Source organism: Agromyces mediolanus (assembly GCF_023715325.1).
GTDB lineage: Bacteria > Actinomycetota > Actinomycetes > Actinomycetales > Microbacteriaceae > Agromyces > Agromyces mediolanus_A.
Genome location: NZ_JAMBNX010000001.1, coordinates 426,023 through 444,754, shown reverse-complemented (window position 1 = coordinate 444,754; position 18,732 = coordinate 426,023). Strand labels below are relative to the sequence as shown.

Here is an 18,732-nt window from a genome sequence, read left to right as displayed (position 1 = left end):
GAGCAGTTCGCCGACTCGGGCTGGGACTCGGGCACCCCAGAGCGCAAGGCGCGGTTCGTGAACTCCCTGCTGCGATTCATCGCCGACGACTTCCCTCGTGAGCGGTTCACCCGCCCGCTGTATCTCGGGCTCTCCACGCACGGCTATTTCGGGTTCATCGCGGACTACGACATCCACGGTTTCTACGACGAGCAGATGTCGACGCCGGCCCGCCGAGAGCGGTTCCTGAGCGATCTGGCCCGCGACTGCCAGAAGGACGCGCACCTGGACCGCCCGGACCTGTGGAGCGACGTCAAGGCCGTCCTGGCGAGCCGCCTCATGCCCGAGGCCGAGCAGGCGCCCGCGCGGCAGCGGCTGGCGCCGTCCTCGTCGTTCGGGACACGTCCGTCCGCCGCTGGCCCTGACGCGCCAACCCTGTTCTGAGGCTCGACCTCAGAACCCGAACTGCGGTCCTTCGCGTTGCGCCGCCGCCGTCGAACGCTCGACGACGGCGAGGTCGGCCACAGTGCGGTCGGGGTCGGCCCGCACACCGAGCGTCGGCCGGTGCGCGCGGACGGCCTCCACGGTGATCCGGGCCTCCTCGACGGCGGGCGGCAGGTCTCCGCCGTCCTGCATCGCGGCGAGCTGCGCCTCGACACGGGCCAGGTCGGTCTCTGACTCGGCCAGGGCGCCCGCGTACCGGAACGGTTGGCCGATGCGTTCCTCCGTCTCGGCGATGGTCTGCTCGGCGACGGCGAGGTCGTCGCGCGCGTGGCCGAGCAGGGTGGGGATGCCCGAGACGCGGTTCTCGATGCGCTGGATCACACCGACGCCGCCCTCGAGGAAGATGTCGCGGGAGATGGTGAAGCCGCTGCGTGGCACGCCGTCGAGCGTGATCTCCATGAGCAGATCGCCGAGCATCGGCAGCGTGCCCAGGTGGACGTCGAATCCGCTGATGCGCCCGATGACGCCGTAGTCGCGGGTCGCGTACTTCGGCGCCCACTTCAGGTCCGAGTCGTGCGCCCACCGGGCGAGCGCATGCGCGGCGTCGACCCGCGAGTCGTAGTGCGTGCCGCGCAGTTCGATACGGAAGTTCTCGCCGGAGGTATCGCGGATGCGCGGCAGCGCCGCCTCCAGATGCTCGATATCGTTCCCGGCGCGGCGTGCGTCGCCGCGGGCGCGGTCGCGGCTGTGGATCAGCATCGACTCGTTACGGTGATAGGCACGTTCCAGCCGGCGCAGCCTGGTCACCTCGTTCTGGATCGTGGAGTGCTCCAGCAGCAGAGGGTTGCCGGAGCTGATCGCCTTCGCCTCCGCGGCGGACAGAGCCGACGAGTCGATCTCCTCGATCTCGCGGGTGTCGAGCCGGCCACGCATGAGCTGGGCGATGAACGTCGCCTTCCGCTCGACGCCCTGCCACATGTAAGAGTCGAAGGATCGCTCCGTCACGAATCGGACGATCGCGACCTCCGCGTTCTGATTGCCCTGTCGCATGATCCGGCCCTCGCGCTGGGCAATATCCGACGGGCGCCAGGGGCAGTCCAGGTGGTAGAGCGCGACGGCGCGGGCCTGGACGTTCGTGCCGACGCCCATCTTCTCCGTCGAGCCGAGCAGCACGGCGATGTGCCCGGCACGGGCGGCGGCGAACAGGCGCGCCTTGTCCGTGTCGGTCTTGGCCTCGTGCATGAACCGGATCGCCTCGCCCGGCATCCCGCGCATCACGAGCTGGGCGTGCAACTCGTCGTAGGCGTTCCAGCGATCGGGGTTCGGCGTCCCGATATCAGAGAACACCAGCTGCAACGCCCCGCGCACCGGCGAGGGCTGCCCGGTGATGACGTCGAGGTACTCGTTGTCGCGCGTGCGCTCCCATACCCGGTGGATCGCGTCCGCGGCCGCGTCGATCTTCGTCGGGCCGGAGGGCCGGTTCGGGACGATCATGCGAATGTCCAGGGCGGCCTTGCGGCCGTCGGTGGACACATTGAGCATGTTGTCCTCAGTGGGCGGAACCGCCTTCGCGGCGATCTTCTCCGCCCGCGCCCCCAGGTGCTCGATGAACCGTTCGAGCTCCACGGTCGGCTGCACCGGCACGGTCGCCGGGACGCGCTGTCCGTCGTCGCGGGCAACGAGGTCGGGGGTGGGCAGTTGCAGGTCTTCGGCGGTCTTCACGTCGGCGAAGATCGACCACATCTTGAGCATCTCCGGCACGTTCGAAAACTTCGCGAAGCGGGTCTTCATGCGGAACGTGTTGTTCCCGGTCGGGGCCATCTCCATCTGCGTGACGGTCTGCCCGAACGTCGCCGCCCAGGCGTCGAAGGCCCCGATGCCGGCCGCGTCGAGCAGGTCGGGACGCAGATAGCGCTGCATCACGTATGCCTCGGTGACCGAGTTGGAGATCGGGGTCGCCGTAGCGCCGGTGACGACCCGCTCCCGACCCTGCGAGCGCAGGTACTCGAGCTTCATGTGCAGGTCGGTCGCACGGTCGGAGCCCTCGATCAAGGCGTCGCGAATGTTGGACTCCGTGGCGAGGTTCTTGTACATGTGCATCTCGTCGACGATCACGTAGTCGATCCCGGTGTCCTCGAAGCAGACCCCGACGTCGCGGGAGGTGTCGGTGCGGTCCTTGAGCTTGTTCTCCAGGGCCAGGAGCTTGCGCTGGATGCGCTTGACGCTCATCCGGTCCTCGCCCTCGGCCTGGTCGAGCACCTGCTTGACGTCATCGACCTGCGAGCGGATGTACGCCTGCTGGGTCTCCGTGCGCAGTGGGATCTTCGCGAACGCCCCCTGCGTCAAGATCACGGCATCCCACTCGTTCGCTGCGGCGCGAGCGACGAAGGTGCGGCGCTTGTCCGCAGTCAGGTCACCGCTGGAGACGGCGAGGATGCGGGCCTGCGGGTAGATCTGCAACCACTCCCGGCCGACCTGCTCCAGCATGTGATTCGGCACGACAACGACGGGCTTGGCGATCAGGCCCATGCGGCGCATCTCCATCGCACCCATCACCATCTCGGCCGTCTTCCCGGCACCGACCTCATGGAACAGACCGGCCGAGGGCTCGGCGATCATGCGGGCGACCGCGGCCCGCTGGTGCGGACGCGGCTCGAAGCTCGCCGCCATGCCGGGCAGCGAGAGGTAGTCGCCCGCATCGCTGTAGTCGCGCAGGACGATGGAGTTGAAGCGCCGGTTGTACTCCTCGACCAGCGCCGCGGCGCGGGCCGGGTCTTCCCACACCCACTCGCCGAACCGCTCTTGGATCAGGTCGGCCTTCTCCTGCGCGGCCGTCGTCTCGATCGGGTTCAGGACGCGGCGGATCTTCCCGCCGACGTCTTCCACCTCGTCGTAGACGAGTAACGTCTTCTGCTCCATGACGGCTTGGGCGATGTCGGGCGCGGGGCGCCGCTCGGTGCCCCATTCGCTCGTGGACAGCACCCCCGCTCGCCCGCCGCGGACCTCCCACATGCCCGGCAGCGCGTTCTCCACCCGCACGTCGGAGGTCTTCAGGATCGCGTTGAGGAAGTCCTCGTGGATGCGTTCGCTGATCCACACCGCGCCCAAGCGCGCGGTGATGTCCTCGACGCCGAGCGCGGGCGGCAGCACGGCGGCCAGCGCGTCGGCGTTCGCCTGGAACGCGGGCTCGTCAGCGGCGCGCGCCTTGGCGGCCTCCAACTTCCCCCGCACGTCACCGGACAGGTAGGCGGGGGCGTGGACGAGCTCGCCGCCGACGGGATCGGTGAACACCATCCCGGCCAGCGCCCGGCGTGCCTCGTGCTCGGGCATGCCCAGCAGGTCGGCGATCAGGGTCGGGTCGATGCCGCCAGTGCGGTCCAGGCTCACCGCGATCGCGTCAGCGGGGGTCTCCACGCCCTGCACCTCCGGGCGCGGGGCGACGACACGGCGGGTCATGATCGCCGCCGGCGTGGCCGTCTGCTCGGTGTCGTCGAACTGCTCCAATGCGATCACCAGTGGCCCGAACGGGTCGGAGCGCAGCAGCCGGATCGGGGTCGGCACGATCCGCGCGTAGGTGTCGTCCCCGGCGGGGTTCTGCCGCCCGGTCGGCCGTAGCGTGTAGCGGTTGAGGGGGCCGTATTTGCCAAGGTACTTCTGGTAGTCGCGGCGCAGCGCGGCCCGCGCCTCGGTGACCTCGATCGTGTCGTCCACCGTCGCCGACTCCAGCATCAGCAGGGTCGTGGCCCGGTCGCGCAGCCCGAGCAGGGCGCGCAGCTCGGTCGCCGCCGACTTGGGCACGGCGAACGGTTCCAGCGCCCCGGAGGCGACGGTCGCGAACTCTCCGCCGTCGACCGGGACGATGCTGCCGTCCCACACGGCCGGCGCTGACGGGGTGAACGCGGCACGGCGGGACTGCTGTGCCGCGGTGCGTTCGCTCATCGTCAGCCCGAGCCGACGCCCGGCGAACACGATCTCATCCACGGCGAGCGCCAGGGTGCTCTCCAGCTCGGAGAGGTCGCCGGTGACGGTGAGCGTGTCCGCCCCGTACATGCCCTGCTGCACGCCGACGGCGCCGAGCATCCGCTCGGGCCGATGGTCGAAGTAGGCGTTGATCTTCACCAGTCGCCCGTCGATGCTGACCGGCGTGACGGTCTCCCACAGGTCGTCGGCCGGTGGCCGACCGTCCTCGCGGCGGCGGAAGATGAGCAGATCGGTGAGCACCTCAGTGCCAGCCGCGCGGCGGTGCGCGCCGGTGGGCAGGCGGATCGCCCCGACGAGATCCGCCAGGGCGTTCATCTCCCGGCGTGCGCCGGGATTCTGCGCGTCCATCGTGTAATGCGAGGTCAGCACCGCGACGAGCCCGCCGGGCCGGGTCAGCCGCAGCGACTTCAGGATGAAGTGGTTGTGCATCGTCTGCTTGGTGCCGTTGTGGACCGGATCGTGCAGGACGACGCCGGCGAACGGCACGTTGCCGATCGCCGCATCGAAGTGCCCTTCGGGCAGGCGGGTGTCGGCGAACGACTCGGCGCGGATCGTCGCGTGCGGGTAGAGGCCCTGGCTGATCGCCGCCGTCACCGGGTCCAGCTCGACGCCGGTCATCTGCGCCGAGCCCGGCGCGAGCCCGATGAACGTCCCCGCCCCTGAACCGGGTTCCAGCACGGCGCCGCCGGTGAAGCCGAGCGCGCTCATCGCTCGCCACATCTGCCGGACGATCAACGGGTCGGTGTAGTGGGCGTTGATCGTCGTGCGGGCCGCGGCGTCCCACTCCGCCTCGTCGAGCAGACCGCGCAGCTCGGCGCGTTCGACATCCCAGCCGTCCTTGGCCGCATCGAACACATCGGGCAGCGCCCCCCAGCTCGACCAGCGGGCAAGCACCTGCTGCTCCTCAGCAGTCGCCCCCCGGTTCTCAGCCGCTAGCGCGTGCGCCAGCCGAATCGCAGCGGTGTTCGCCTGGAACCGGGCCTTCGGCCCCGAAGGGGCCAGGTCGTCCTGCGATGCCGGGACGAACCGAGGTGGGGCGGCTAGCTCAGTTCGCGCAGGAAGCGGATCGTCGCCGCCTCCTGCAGCACGGCCTGGTTCTCCCGCAGGTAGTCCCGCGGCGGCTCGGTCGCCACCAGGCCCTCGAGGAAGGCCACCGGCACCGCCCAGTCGTTCGCCATCTGCTCCAGCTCCACCGTCGAGGGCATCAAGTCCGGGGAGTCCTGCATCCGCTCGGCCCAGATCACGAGGTTCTCGTCCGAGGGCCGGGTCTGCTCCCACTCCTCGCGGGCCTGCTCCAGCGGCAGCTCCGGGTCGCCGATCCACACCAGCTGTGCCATCACGACCTCCTCCGCGATCCGCCGGGCCGTCACCAGCCGGGCGACCTCCCGCAAGTAATTCTGCTCCGAAGATCGCGTCCCAGCCAGCATTGCCATCAGGTCCGACACTTCCGCCTGCACCTGAAGGCCCAGGTTCGTGAAAAACTCCTCCGGGTTCTCCAGCGCGTGAAGCCTCGTCGGGGCCGTCCTCTCCCAATGCGCTCTGGCTGCTGCCGCGTACTTGTTCATCGACGTGCTCCTCCCCGGTCGTTTCGTCTGGCGTGTCGGATGCGAGCGCGGCGGCCAACGACTCGTCGGCGGTCTGCTCGTCCAGCCCCCACAGGTCGAACGCGAGCTGACCGGGATGCGGGTCACGATTCCGGCGCGCAGCCATCAGGCCACTTCCGCGTCACGCATGGGTTCTCCCGTGATCGGTCGCCGAGGTTCAGGGGTGGATCTCGCCCGTGTCCGGGTCGAGGCTGCGGTAGAACTCGTCCTCTGCCGCCCGGCGGCGGGCGACGTCATCGAGGACGTGCTGCACGAAGTCCACGTCCCGGTCGGTGATCGGCGTCTCCTCGACCGGCTCGGCCGGTTCCTCGCCCGGCCACACCGTCTGCCGGGTCGGGCGGTCGCGGTCCAGTCGGGTGCCGGATGCGGCGACCCAATCGCGCAGCCGGTGCCGGGCGTCGGCGAAGTCGCGGTGCCAGCCCAGCGGTGCCGACCCGTTCTGCTCCGGGTCGTAGGCGCCCAGCCAGTGCAGGTGCAGAGCGCTCAGTTCCCAGACGAGCTCGGGGTGTCGGTGCCACAGCGGCGGGATCACCGCGGCCGGCAGCCCGTAGGTGCGGCGTAGCCAGTTCACCCAGGCGTTGAGCTCCAGCCACTCGGTCTCGGCCTCGTCGGCGGTCAGAATGTTCCAGTTCACCGGGTGCGGCGGCTCCGGCAGCAGCTCCGGGCCAGCGTCGGGGGCAGGCTCGCGCGGGGTCTCGTCGGGGGTGCTCATGGCAGGCCCGCCGTTCAGAGGGCGACCGCGGTGGACTCTGCGGACGGGCGCTGCGGCGCGTCGCCGATCGGGGCCGGCTTGCGGCGCGGTCGCGGCGTAGGGCGCTCGGCGGCGTCCACCTCCACGGCCTGCCCGGCGCGCCGGCTGCGGTCGACGCCGTACCGGGTGCGCAGGCTGTCGTGGCCGATCGCGGTCGCGATGAACTCCTCGTCGGGGATCGTCTTGCCGTCCCGCTCGTAGGTGAAGGCGTGAACGCGGCCGCTGGCGACGAAGCTGTCGTCCTTTGCGAACTGGGCGTGAGCGCGCTTGGCGGCGGCGCGGAACAGGACGAGGTGGTGGAACGTCGGCTCGAGGTCGGTCGTGGTGCCGTCCGGCTCCACGCGCTGATGCCGCACGCCGACCCTGGCGTAGAACCGGGCCTGCTCCTTTGAGGTCGTGGTCAGCTGCGGCTCCGTGGCGATGAACCCGGTCAGTGACTGCTGGGTCTGGATGCTCACGTCGTGCTCCTTGCCTGTCGTGACAGCCGCCAGCCGCGGCCGTTCCCATCAGGCAGGTGCGCGCCCGCTGCCAGTCATGCGGGACGCCGCAGCGATGCCTCGATCTCGGCACGGTCGGCCTTCAGCGTCGCGGCGTCCTCGCGGCTTGTCCATGCCCGCAGATCGGTGACGATCGGCGGGGCCGAGCGCAGCAGTGTGATCCCGGTGCCGAAGGGCAGGGTGCGGATCGTCTCGGGCGGCATCACGGCCACGCGGCGCACGGAGCGTTGCGAGGAGCGCGATCCGCGGTCGCCGATCGTGTCCGAGTGGGTGGTCTCATCTCGCTCCCCGATGAGGGTCGACAGGTCTTGCAGGTCGCGTGAGCCGGACGCGCCGCCGAGGATGATCTTGACGATGGAGGCGTCCCAGATCGCGGCGGCGGCATTCTCGCCCCACTTCTCCCGCGCCTGGGCGAGGGACTGCAACACGGGCATGGTCGTGATCCCCGTGCCGCCGCCCTCCGCCATCAGCGTGGGCAGGCTCGGCAGGGGCGCGAGGTTCCCGATCTCGTCCAGCGCGAGCAGCAGCGGCGGGTCCAGGCGAGCGCCGGGTGAGGTCGCGGCCAGGTGCCTGGCGGTCTCCACAAGGTCTTCGACGAACGCGGAGACCAGCGCCGAGGAACCGCCGGCGCCCGCGGAGGTCGCCAGCAGGTAGAGCGTCCCGCGCTGGGTGAGGAACGCCGCGGGGTCGAAGTCCTCGCCGGGGCGCGGGGTGACCGCTTCCAGCACGCGCGGGTCCGCCAGGCAGCTCAACGCGAGGGAGACGCCTTGCCAGATCGAGTCGCGGGTGCGGGGGTCGGCGTGGATCATCGCCTCCAGCGACTCGGCCCATCCGGTCGCCGCCTGCGGGTGTGCGGTGAGGATCGCGACGGCCTCGGCGGCGGCGGTCGGGTCTAGGGTCCAGCGGAACAGCTCGGCGGCCCCTCGCCCGTCGAGGGCCGCGGCGTGCAGGAGCGCCTGGAGCGCGGTGCGGGTCTTGCCCTCCCAGAACCCGCCGCCCTCGACCCCACCCGAGGACAGCCCGGTCCCGGCGGCCAGTCCCGTCGCGCGGATCATCGCAGTCAGCGGAGTTTCGCAGCCACGCACCGGCGACCAGCGCAGTCCGGCCGGCACGCCTTCGGCCAGGTGCTGTGGGTCGAACACCGCCACGGGGCCGCGGCGGAGCCTTGCGCGAAGCGTTGCGGTGAGGTTGTCGGGTCGGGTCGAGGTGGTCACGACCGCGCCCGGGGCGTCGAGGATCGCGTTGATCGCGACGAACATGCCCTTGCCCGCCCGCGGCGGGCCGATCAGCAGGATGCTGTCCTCCACCGACGCCCACACCTGGCGCCCGTGCGAGCGGCCGAGCAGGTAGCCGACGTCGGCCGGCTTCGGCTCCGCGACCGCCGGTCGCAGCGTGGAGGCGCGGCGCAGTAGCGCCCGACTGGAGGCGGCCTGGGCGACCTCCGCGCCGGTCGCGGTGCCCTGGATGCGGTGCGGGTCGCGGCGGGTCGCCGTCGAGTGCCGCCGCAGCAGCGACCAGCCCCACCAGCCTGCGACGCCGAGGACGGCGAGCAGCAGGCCCGTCACTATCCAGTAGACGACCGGGTTCAGCCCCGGCGCACCAAGTGGATCGCCGGGGTCGCCGGGACGCAGCAGCACACCGAGGCCGGCCTCGATGCCGCCTGCCGGCTGCGGCGCCCCGGTCAGGAACGCCGCGATCGTCCCGGCGACCCGCAGCACCCCGGCGAATCCGGCGACGGCGACGAGTAGGCCGATGCCGAGGTTCGCGAGCAGGTCTTCGGGGCCGCGTCCCGTCGTCATGCTCACTGGCGGTCCCGGTCTGGATGGTGGACGGACAGGGTGCCGGAGACCCGGCCTAGCAGCAGAACCTCGCGCGTCGGGGCCAGCTCGAGCAGGTGCCGTTGCAGCAGCGCGCGACCGTGCCCGGTCGGGCCGGCGTCGGAATGGGCGACGATGACCGCCAGGGCGACGTCCTCGCCGGGCACGAACCCGTCCGCGCTCACCTCGAACAACACAGCAGGGACCGCAGCCGCCGGAGCCGAAGCCTGCTGGGGAAAGGCAGGCTCGGGAGGGGCGAAACGGCTCCGGCGGCGCGGTGGCGTGAGGATGTCGGTGAAGGTCGAGCCGTCCGCCTCACACACCTCGACGCGGATCGGGCCGTTGAGGGCGGTGGTGAGGTGATCGGCGAGCGCCCCGAAGGTATCGCGCCGCAGCGGCGACAGCGCCTCCGGTGGGGTGAACGGGGCGCCGTCGACCGTGACGGCCAGGGCACCGTCGGGTGCGACGTCAACCCGGACGTGCGGGACGTGGATGATCGGCTGGGCGGTCGTCGCCGTGTTGTCGGGCTCGTCGGCCGCGTCGCTGCCGCGCCGGTAGCGGGGCTTCACGCCACGCCTGTCCCAACTGCCGTGAGTTCGTTCGGCCATCTGCTCCCTCGATCTCTCATAGGAGCGAGGTACGCAGGGATCGCCACCGATACCCGATTCTTGTAGAGATTTCATGATTTCTGAAAGAATCTGTGTATTGTTGACGTATGTGCGGTGCTGATGAACTGACGGGCTCATGAAGCTCGCTGTGGTGCGAAGCATCGGCAGCGCCCGTGGCTTCCGCGACGAGCAGGATGTGGCCGACTTCGAGCAGGAGCTCGTCGACCAGTTCGCTCTGGCGATGGCAGCGGCCGGCCTGACCGACGGGCACATCCAGTCCTCGCGGGCCGCGGTGTTCGAGTTCCGGCAGAGCCTCGCCGCCCCGCTCTGGGCCGCGGCGCCGGACGACGCCGATCGCTTCCTCGCGGGTCTGCGTCGGGCGGGTCTGGCTGTGAGCACGCGGGCTGGCAAGGCGAAGACGCTCGCTCAGTTCTACGACTTCGCGATCGCCCGTTACCGGGCCGACGTGCATGCGCTGACCGGGTTCGTCCTCGAGCAGCCCATCGACGAGTACAACCGGCAGTCGAACAACTCGCTCGGCAAGATCCGCGTGCCGCCGTCGGACGCCGAGGTCGACCATCTGTTCGCGGGATGGCGCAGCTCGCTGTCGAGCGCGCGGAAGTTCCTTCCGGCGGCGCGGGACTACTTCGCCGCATCGCTCTGGCGGCGCTTGGGGCTGCGGATCAACGAGAGTGCCAAACTCGACATCCGCGACTGGCGGCCTGATCTGGGCGAGTTCGGCAAGCTCCACGTCCGCTTCGGGAAGGGCTCGCGCGGCCGCGGCGTGAAGCCGCGGCTGGTGCCGGCGATCAACGGCGCCGATCGGCTGATCGACTGGTGGCTCGCGGAGGTGCGGCACCTGTTCGGCCCGGACTGGGACAACCCCGTCGCGCCGATGATTCCCTCGGAGCGGTTCGACCAGGACCTTGGACGCTGCTCACGGGCGAGCGACGACGTGCTGCGCCAAGGACTCAAAGCGCAGACCGTCGTGTTCCTGCCGGCCTGGGTCGGCCGGATGACCCCGCACGTCCTGCGGCACTACTGCGCCTCGTCGCTGTACGGCGCGGGTATGGATCTGAAAGCGATCCAGGAGATCCTCGGGCATGAGTGGCTATCCACCACGACCCGCTACATCCACGTCTCCAGCGACCACGTCGAGCAGGCGTGGCTGACCGCGAACCGGCGGCTGGAGACCCGATTCGGAGGGAGAGTGTGAACCCATGAAATGGAACCTGCGCATGGCCGCCGCCGAGCGCGGCATCTGGAAGTCTTCGGAGCTGCGGCGGCTGCTCGCGGACGCCGGCCTGGAGATGAGCGTCGGGAAGATGTCGGGCCTGTGGACCGGCACCCCGACCACGCTGCGGCTGGACGACCTCGACGTGATCTGCCTCGTGCTGGACTGCACGCCCGGCGACCTGTTGACCGCGGACCTCGACGGCGCGGCAGCGCTTCGACCGGCGAAGACCGTCGAGGAGCAGGCGGCGAACGGCTCGCCGTCGATCGTCAAGCCCCGCTACAACGGCAAGCGGCCCGAGCCGCCGCTGTGAGCACCAAACCGGGAGTGACCTCCCGGTTCCGGCCGCCGAAGTTCTGTTTCACCTGCGGCGTGAACCGCGCGGCCTGGCACTGGCCGAGCGTCGACTACTGCTACGGCTGCCTCCCCGGCGGCCCGTTCCCCGCTCCGTCGTGCGAGCGGTGCGGCTCGCCGGACTACTTCAGTCAGGGCCTGTGCGAGCGGTGCCACCCCGGCAGCCCGCACTACATCGGTCAGTGCAAGGACTGCTACGCCTGGGGCGTCTATCGGGGGCACCAGTGGCGGTGCCGGCATTGCGCCTGGTGGGCGAGTCACAACCCGGTCGGCGACTGCCGCTTCTGCCATCGTCGCCTCCCGATCGGCGAACGTGGTGCCTGCCGGCTCTGCATCGAATCCGCGCGGCGTATCCAGCAGCCCGGCCGCGACATCGACCTCGACGAAGGCACCCGGCACGGGCTCCAGCTGTTCTTCGCCAACATGCCCGCCCGCCGCAAGCTGCCCCTGCCCGCGCAGTCCACGCGGGCGTCGCGGATCGTGCTCGATGCCGAAGCGAGCGTCTGGGAGCAGCCGGCGCTGTTCGAGCTCGCACCGGACCCCGAGGTGCTCCGGCAGCGGGCGACCGCGCAGGCCCGGGACTGGAGCTACCGCACCGACGGGATCGTGTTCGAGCACGCCCGGCAGTTCGGCTGGTCGAACCGGCAGACCAATCAGGTCCGTCGCTCCTTGAAGATGCTCCAGATCCTCGCCCCCGACGGCACGACGATGGTCCGCGCCACCGAAGTGATCCGGCTGCGCCGCTATGACGCCGAGGGCAACATCGTCTCCACCCTCGATGTCCTCGACGCCGCCGGCCTGCTCATCGACGACCGCACCCCGCACATCGACCGCTACTTCGACGGCAAGTTCGCCGGCCTCCCGCCGGCGATGCGGACCCAGCTCGAGCTCTGGTTCGACATCATGATCCACGGCAGTCCTATCCCACCGCGGCGGAAGCCCCGCGACCCGGCCACGGTGAAGATTCAGATCCTCGGCATCGCCCCGATCGTCACCGCCTGGGCCGAAGACGGCATCGAGTCGCTCGCCGAGATCAGCCCCGAGCTGCTGCTCGACTCCCTGCCCGCCGACGCAGGTAAGCGGCACTGGGCCGAGCGCGGATTCCGTGCCCTGTTCGGCATCCTCAAGGGACGCAATGCGATCTTCGCCGACCCGACGACCGGCATGCCCCTGACCGAGCCGCGCCGCAGCACACCGCTGCCGGCCGACACCGAGACGATCCTCGCCGCCCTGAACCACTCAGATCCAGCGGTCGCCCTCGCCACCTCGATCGTCGCCTTCCACGGCCTGACCAACCTCCAGATTCGTGCGCTGCAGCTCACCGACATCATCGACGGCCGGCTCACCCTGCCTGACGGGCGCGTGATCCCGCTGGCCGAGCCGGTGCGAGCCCGGCTGCGGACCTGGCTCGACCACCGAGCAACGAGATGGCCGCGCACGATGAACCCGCACCTGTTCGTCACGATGCAGACCGCGCCACGGCTCAGCGCCCCGAGCCGGCAGTTCCCCTGGCTCAAGGCCGGCATCTCCGCGCAGACGCTGCGCACCGACCGCGTCCTGCACGAAGTCCAGGCCAGCGGCGGCGACGTCCGCCGCATCAGCGACCTGTTCGGGATCGGCATCGAGTCGGTCGCCCGCTACCTCGGCGTCCTCGACCCCGACCTCAGCGGCCACCGGCCGGACTGACCTCAGTCGCCTGATCGACGGCGCTCGATCAGCACAGTGTCGCGCCAAGTGCCAGCCAACGGGCCGTAACCCATAAGCGCGATACGTTCGCGGGTGCCCACCGTGCGGAACCCGTGGCGGTCGTGCAGGCGCAGACTCGCGGTGTTCTCGGGGAAGATCGACAACTGGATGGTCCAGATGCCGGCCGTGTCCGCGGCAGCGATGAACGCTTCCAGGAGGGCGGCTCCGGCGCCTTGCTCACGGGCGGCATCGGCGATGTAGATCGAGTGCTCGACCACGCCGCGGTACACCGGCCGCGATGACACGGGGCTGGCGGCCGCCCACCCCACGACGAGGCCGTCGGTGTCTGTGGCGACGAGGCGCAGATCGGGGAGCTTGCCGCTGTCGAAGCCATCCCAGTCGGGTGGCTCTGCCTCGAACGTGGCGTGCCCGGTGGCGATGCCTTCACGGTAGATGTGCTCGACGGCAGGCCAGTCCGCGGGCGTCATCGGACGGATGCCGACGCGGATCATTCGGGCAGGAGGGTGCGGGCTGCGTTCTGGAGGGCGCCGTCGACGACGCGGAAGTAGGCCCACTTGCCGCGCTGCTCGCGGGTGGCAAGGCCGGCTTCGACGAGCTGCTTCATGTGGTGCGAGACGGTGGGCTGGGCAAGGCCGACGGGGTCGGTGAGGTCGCAGATGCACATCTCCCCGGTGTCGCTGCCGCCGATCAGGGACAGGAGCTTGACCCGGGTGGGGTCGCCGAGAGCCTTGAACACGCGGGCGATCCGTTCGGCCTGCTCCGATTCGAGCGCGCCACCGGCCACAGTGCCGCAGCACGCGGTGCCGTCTTCGGTGAGGAGCGGGAGCGCGATGGTCACGGTGCTCATCCTCCCAGTCGTATTGACATCTGTCGATGTATCGAGGATTCTCGATGTATTGATGTTAGTCGATGTGAGGAGTGGGTGGTGGATCTTCCTGTCGTGGTGATCGGCGCGGGACCGCAGGGGCTGGCCGCCGCAGCGCATCTGCGGGAGCGCGGCCTGGAACCGCTGGTGCTGGAGAGGGGCGCGGGTCCCGCGGCGGCGGTGGCGGAGTGGGGGCATGTGCGGCTGTTCTCGGAGTGGCCCGAGCTCGTCGACTCCGCCGCGGCTCGGCTGCTCGAGCCTTCCGGGTGGCAGCGACCCGAGCGGGGGTATCCGACCGGCGGCGCCTGGATCACCGGATACCTCGCGCCCCTCGCGCAGGTTCTTGGGGATCGCGTCCGCTACGGCGCAAGGGTCACCGGCGTCGGTCGCAAGGGACGTGACCTGCTGGTGGATGCCGGGCGCGCCGAGCAGCCGTTCGTGATTCACGTCGAGGAGGCCGACGGCTCGCAGTCGCGGATCGAGGCGCAGGCGGTGATCGACGCCTCGGGCACCTGGACGAGCCCGAATCCTGCCGGTGCCGACGGGCTGCCTGCGCTCGGCGAGACCGCCGCGGCCGGATTCCTCACGTATCGGATTCCGTCGTTCGCCGACGCCGAGCCGTATGCGGGGCGGCACACGGTGGTGGTCGGCAATGGGCACTCCGCGGCGACGGCGATCACCGAGCTGGCCCGCATCGCCCGCCAGCACCCGGACCCTCGGATCACCTGGGTGCTGCGCCGCGGGACGGTCGGCGACACGTTCGGCGGCGGGGAGGCGGACGAGCTTCCCGAGCGTGGCGCACTCGGCCAGCGCGCTCGCACCGCGGTCGACCAGGGCCTCGTGAGCCTGGTGACCGGGTTCCGTATCGAGCGGATCGACACCGCCGATCAGGGTGCGGTGCTGGTTGCCGAGGACGGGCGCGTGCTCGAGCCCGCGGATCGGGTGGTGGTGCTGACCGGGTTCCGGCCGGATCTGTCGATCCTGTCCGAGGTGCGGCTGGAGCTGGATGCCCGGTTGCAGGCGCCGGTGCGGATCGCGGCGGACATCGACCCGAACATCCACTCTTGTGGTTCGGTGCGCGCCACCGGCGCTGTGGACCTGGCCCAGCCCGAGCCGGGCCTCTTCATCGTGGGGGCCAAGTCCTACGGCCGCGCCCCGACCTTCCTCGCCCTCACTGGGTACGAGCAGGTTCGCAGCGTCGTCGCCGAGCTCGCCGGTGACCACGAGGCTGCGGCCCGGAGCGAGCTGGTGCTGCCGGGCACGGGCGTGTGCGGCGGCGCGGGACTGTTCGACGACCCGACCGGAGCCAAGGGCGGCGCCTGCTGCGCACCCGCAGCGCCGCAGGTGATCCAGCTCGGACGTGCCCCCGCGGGTACTGCGGTCTAGGTTCTCGCGGGGACGCCGAGCTCGGCGAGCAGGTTCAGGACGCGAGCCTCGATCTCGTCGCGCACCGGCCGGACGCCCTCCGGGGTCCATCCGGCGGGGTCGGGCAGGGTCCATTCCTCGTAGCGTTTGCCGGGGAATACCGGGCAGGCGTCGCCGCAGCCCATCGTGATCACCACGTCTGCGGCGCGCACGACCTCGTCGGTCCAGGGCTTGGGGTACTCGCCGGCGATGTCGATGCCGCGCTCGGCCATCACCTCGACGGCGACCGGGCTGACCTCGTGGCCGGGTTCGGAGCCGCCGGACCAGCCGACGGCGTGCTCGCCGGCGTGGTGCTGGAAGAAGCCGAGGGCCATCTGCGAGCGGCCGGCGTTGTGCACGCACAGGAACAGCACCGTCGGCTTTCCGTCGACGTGGAGCCCGTCGACTTTGGCGAGGGCGCGCAGGCGTTGCCTGGCGAACTTCTCGGTCAGCAGCGGCAGGTAGTTCGGCACGGTCGCACGCTGGGCGAGGTCGGTGTAGGAGGCGTGCAGGAAACGGTCGATCGTCTCCCGCCCGAATGTGCCGTCGAACTCCCGGGTCAGCCGCTCCGCGCCGGAGGCGAGGGCTGCCTCCTGGTCGATCGTGATCGTGGCGTGCGGTTCCTGGTGCGGTGACATCGTCGTCATCCCTTCGTCGTGGTCAGCCTCGGGGCAAGGCTCTGGATACGGGCGGCGATGTCCTCGAAGGCGGCATCGAATGCGGCATCCGATCCGTCGCGCACCGGGTCGGGCACCGACCAATGCACCCGGCCCTCGCCGGCGAGTTCCTCGTGGGCGGTGTCGCAGACCGTGACCACGAAGTCGTCGACGTCCAGCACCTCGGCCAGCGTCCGCGGTCGGGCGGCACGGAGAGTGAGGCCGTGCCGGTCGGCGGCGGCGATCGCGCCCGGCTCGATGGCGTCTGCCGGGTGCGTGCCGGCGGAGGCGACCGGGATGTCGCTGGCGTCGTGCCAGAGCGCGGCGGCGAGCTGCGAGCGTGCGGAGTTGCCGGTGCAGACGAACACCACCCGCCGCACGCCGAGGGCCGGCGACGGGGTCAGCCCCGTGAAGGCGCCGGGGGCGAGGTGGAGGTAGGTGCGGCGCCGGTCGGCCTCCGACCGCGTCCGCAGCAACAGCCCGGCGTGCTCGAGCTGGTTCAGGTGGTGCGCGAGCAGGCTGGAGGAGACGCCGAGCTCGGCTTGCAGCTCGACCGGGGCGGCATCGCCGAGGGTGAGCAGGTCCATGATCCGCAGCCGCACCGGATCGGCCAGCGCCGCATATCGCGCCACCCGCCCCGCCAGGTCAGTTCGCTCAATGTTCATTACCTCAATAGTGACTGAGCAATGTATCGTCGTCAAGGTGACCCACGAAAAGAGCACGACATCCGCCCCCGCCCCGTTGTGGCGGCGCGCGGTCGCCGAGTTCCTCGGCGCCGGCCTGCTGGTGACCGTCGTGGTCGGCTCCGGCATCGCCGCCCAGCGTCTCTCGCCAGACGACGTCGGGCTGCAGCTGCTGGAGAACTCGCTGGCGACGGCGCTCGGGCTGACGGTGCTCATCCTGATCTTCCAACCCGTCAGCGGCGCGCACCTCAACCCCGTCGTCACCCTCGCCGACCGCTTCCTCGGCACCCGCCACGCTCCCTCCGAGATCGTGGTCTACCTCGTCGCGCAGGTCACCGGCGGCATCGGCGGCGCGATCCTCGCGAACCTCATGTTCCAGGCGCCGACGGCGGTGTCCACGACCGATCGCCTCTCGGCGGGCCACCTGCTCGGCGAAGTCGTCGCCACCGCCGGGTTGGTGCTGCTGATCTTCGCCTTGGCCCGCACCGGCCGCAGCGCCGTGGTCGCCCCCGCGGTCGGCGCCTACATCGGCGCCGCGTACTGGTTCACCTCCTCGACCTCCTTCGCCAACCCCGCCGTGACCATCGGCCGGATCTTCACCGACACCTTCGCCGGCATCGCCCCGACCTCCGCACTGTGGTTCCTCGCCGCCCAGCTCGTCGGCGCCGCCGCCGGCGTTGGCCTCGTGCTCCTGCTCTTCCCGAATCGAAAGGCCCAGCCATGACCCACCTGATCGCCATCGGCGGCTCCGACGCCGGCATCTCCGCCGCCCTGCGCGCCCGCGAGCTCGACCCTGACACCGACGTGACCGTCGTGGTCGCAGACGAGTACCCGAACTTCTCCATCTGCGGCATCCCCTACTACTTCACCGGCGAAGTGCAGCCCTGGCAGTCGCTCGCGCACCGCACCAGCGCCGACCTGGAAGCCACCGGCATGAGCTTGCGGCTGAACACCTTCGCCACGGGCATCGACGTCGCAGGTCGCCGGCTCACCGTCCGCACCCCGGACGGCGCGTTCGAGGAGCTGGCCTACGACGAGCTGATCGTCGGCACCGGCGCCCTCCCGTCCCACGCCGGCATCACCGGCCTGGAGGCGCTGACCCCGGCGGACGGGGTGCATGTCATCCACTCGATGGGCGACACCTTCGCCCTCGATCACGACCTCACCGCCCGGCAGCCGCAGTCGGCGATCATCGTCGGCGCCGGCTACGTCGGCCTGGAGATGGCCGAGGCGTTCATCGCCCGCGGCATGACCGTCGTCCAGCTCCAGCGCGGCCCCGAAGTGCTCTCCACCCTCGACCCCGAGCTCGGCGCCTTCGTCCACGAGGAACTCACGACCCACGGCGTCGAGGTGGTCACCGGCTCGACCGTGACCGGGATCGAGAAGACCCCAGCCGGGCTCACCGTCACGGGCACCCGCGACGGGCAGCCGTTCACGCAGACCGCGGACCTCGTGCTGGTCGTCGTCGGGGTGCGGCCGAACACCGAGCTGCTCGAGCAGGCCGGCGCGAGCCTCGGCGCGGGCCGCGGGGTCGTGGTCGACGAGCACATGCGCACCGGCCTCCCGCACGTCTGGGCCGCCGGGGACGGCATCATCACCCATCACCGCCTGCTCGGGGTGACCTACTTGCCGCTGGGCACGACGAGCCACAAGCAGGGCCGCATCGCCGGGGAGAACGCCCTCGGCGGTGACCGGGCCTTCGCCGGCTCGGTCGGCACCCAGGTCGTGAAGGTCTTCGACCTCATCGCTGCCCGCACCGGCCTGCGTGACCACGAGGCGATCGCCGCCGGGTACGCGCCCGCGACGGTGAGCTCTGCGGCGGACGACCACAAGCGCTACTACCCCGGCGCGCACCCGATCCACTTCCGCATCACCGGCGACACCGGCGACGGGAGACTGCTCGGCGCGCAACTCGTCGGCAGGCGCGGCACCGAGGTCGCCAAGCGCGTCGACACCTTCGCCACCGCCCTCTACGCCGGGCTGACTATCGAGCAGTTCGCCGACCTTGACCTCTCCTACACGCCGCCGCTGGGCTCACCGTGGGACGCGGTGCAGGTCGCCGCGCAAGCGTGGGAGAGCCAGCGCGCGAGGGTGCTGGTCTAGGAGCCGACGTTGAGCGCGGCGAGCTGGCGAGGAGCCGGTCGAGAA

Annotated in this window: 17 protein-coding genes; 7 read left to right on the top strand and 10 right to left on the bottom strand. The window is 70.7% G+C overall.

Features of this window, described 5'->3' with window-relative positions; translation table 11 throughout:
* Positions 1-57: 57 nt before the first annotated feature.
* Positions 58-423, top strand: coding sequence for a hypothetical protein (locus M3147_RS02075; RefSeq protein WP_251201810.1), 366 nt, complete (start codon positions 58-60; stop codon positions 421-423).
* A gap of 9 nt (positions 424-432) precedes the next feature.
* Here the strand turns inward: M3147_RS02075 and M3147_RS02070 are convergent, their stop codons facing one another.
* The 6 genes from M3147_RS02070 to M3147_RS02045 all read right to left on the bottom strand — a co-directional run bounded on the left by M3147_RS02070 (position 433) and on the right by M3147_RS02045 (position 9,681).
* On the bottom strand, positions 433-5,298 hold the full coding sequence (locus tag M3147_RS02070; protein WP_251201809.1) for a helicase-related protein: 4,866 nt from the start codon (positions 5,296-5,298) through the stop codon (positions 433-435).
* Positions 5,299-5,444: 146 nt separating this feature from the next.
* Positions 5,445-5,969 carry a hypothetical protein gene (locus M3147_RS02065; RefSeq protein WP_251201808.1) on the bottom strand — a complete coding sequence of 175 codons (525 nt, stop codon included), beginning with the start codon at positions 5,967-5,969 and terminating at the stop codon, positions 5,445-5,447.
* Between the two features lie 196 nt (positions 5,970-6,165).
* On the bottom strand, positions 6,166-6,720 hold the full coding sequence (locus tag M3147_RS02060) for a DUF4913 domain-containing protein (RefSeq protein WP_251201807.1): 555 nt from the start codon (positions 6,718-6,720) through the stop codon (positions 6,166-6,168).
* A 14-nt stretch (positions 6,721-6,734) separates the two neighbouring features.
* Complete coding sequence (locus M3147_RS02055; RefSeq protein ID WP_251201806.1) at positions 6,735-7,217, bottom strand: single-stranded DNA-binding protein; 483 nt, start codon at positions 7,215-7,217, stop codon at positions 6,735-6,737.
* Positions 7,218-7,291: 74 nt separating this feature from the next.
* The gene (locus tag M3147_RS02050) at positions 7,292-9,055 is read right to left on the bottom strand and encodes a type IV secretory system conjugative DNA transfer family protein (protein ID WP_251201805.1); all 1,764 of its coding nucleotides are present in this window, start codon (positions 9,053-9,055) and stop codon (positions 7,292-7,294) included.
* Positions 9,056-9,057: 2 nt separating this feature from the next.
* The gene (locus M3147_RS02045; RefSeq protein ID WP_251201804.1) at positions 9,058-9,681 is read right to left on the bottom strand and encodes a hypothetical protein; all 624 of its coding nucleotides are present in this window, start codon (positions 9,679-9,681) and stop codon (positions 9,058-9,060) included.
* Positions 9,682-9,877: 196 nt separating this feature from the next.
* Between M3147_RS02045 and M3147_RS02040 the strand changes: the two genes are divergently transcribed.
* Genes M3147_RS02040 through M3147_RS02030 form a run of 3 tightly spaced genes read left to right on the top strand, consistent with a single transcriptional unit; the run spans position 9,878 to position 12,955 of the window.
* Positions 9,878-10,897 (top strand): tyrosine-type recombinase/integrase, encoded by a 1,020-nt coding sequence (locus M3147_RS02040; protein ID WP_251201803.1) that lies wholly within the window; start codon positions 9,878-9,880, stop codon positions 10,895-10,897.
* Positions 10,898-10,919: 22 nt separating this feature from the next.
* Positions 10,920-11,228 carry a helix-turn-helix domain-containing protein gene (locus tag M3147_RS02035; protein ID WP_251201802.1) on the top strand — a complete coding sequence of 103 codons (309 nt, stop codon included), beginning with the start codon at positions 10,920-10,922 and terminating at the stop codon, positions 11,226-11,228.
* On the top strand, positions 11,225-12,955 hold the full coding sequence (locus tag M3147_RS02030) for a hypothetical protein (RefSeq protein ID WP_240423315.1): 1,731 nt from the start codon (positions 11,225-11,227) through the stop codon (positions 12,953-12,955). Before M3147_RS02035 ends, M3147_RS02030 begins: the two co-directional genes overlap by 4 nt.
* Before the next feature lie 2 nt (positions 12,956-12,957).
* On the opposite strand, the gene M3147_RS02025 is transcribed toward M3147_RS02030, so the two are convergent.
* Together M3147_RS02025 and M3147_RS02020 are read right to left on the bottom strand one after the other, a co-directional pair.
* Complete coding sequence (locus M3147_RS02025) at positions 12,958-13,467, bottom strand: GNAT family N-acetyltransferase (protein ID WP_251201801.1); 510 nt, start codon at positions 13,465-13,467, stop codon at positions 12,958-12,960.
* Complete coding sequence (locus tag M3147_RS02020; protein WP_100345588.1) at positions 13,464-13,823, bottom strand: ArsR/SmtB family transcription factor; 360 nt, start codon at positions 13,821-13,823, stop codon at positions 13,464-13,466. The genes M3147_RS02025 and M3147_RS02020 overlap by 4 nt, the downstream gene beginning before the upstream one ends.
* Positions 13,824-13,898: 75 nt before the next feature.
* On the opposite strand from M3147_RS02020, the gene M3147_RS02015 reads away from it, so the two are divergent.
* Positions 13,899-15,227, top strand: a complete 1,329-nt coding sequence (locus M3147_RS02015; RefSeq protein ID WP_431606868.1) for an NAD(P)-binding domain-containing protein — start codon at positions 13,899-13,901, stop codon at positions 15,225-15,227.
* Here M3147_RS02015 and M3147_RS02010 read toward each other — a convergent pair.
* Together M3147_RS02010 and M3147_RS02005 are read right to left on the bottom strand one after the other, a co-directional pair.
* A complete protein-coding gene (locus M3147_RS02010; RefSeq protein ID WP_205547920.1) occupies positions 15,224-15,883 on the bottom strand; it encodes an arsenate reductase ArsC in 660 nt (219 codons plus the stop codon). The two genes, M3147_RS02015 and M3147_RS02010, sit on opposite strands and share 4 nt — an antisense overlap.
* 5 nt (positions 15,884-15,888) lie before the next feature.
* Positions 15,889-16,566 carry an arsenate reductase/protein-tyrosine-phosphatase family protein gene (locus tag M3147_RS02005; protein WP_100345591.1) on the bottom strand — a complete coding sequence of 226 codons (678 nt, stop codon included), beginning with the start codon at positions 16,564-16,566 and terminating at the stop codon, positions 15,889-15,891.
* A 37-nt stretch (positions 16,567-16,603) separates the two neighbouring features.
* Here M3147_RS02005 and M3147_RS02000 point away from each other — a divergent pair, with 37 nt between their 5' ends.
* Entirely contained in the window at positions 16,604-17,308 is a 705-nt protein-coding gene (locus tag M3147_RS02000) for an aquaporin (protein WP_245861740.1), read from the top strand.
* Positions 17,305-18,687 (top strand): FAD-dependent oxidoreductase, encoded by a 1,383-nt coding sequence (locus tag M3147_RS01995; RefSeq protein WP_137877693.1) that lies wholly within the window; start codon positions 17,305-17,307, stop codon positions 18,685-18,687. The genes M3147_RS02000 and M3147_RS01995 overlap by 4 nt, the downstream gene beginning before the upstream one ends.
* The last annotated feature ends 45 nt before the right edge of the window (positions 18,688-18,732 follow it).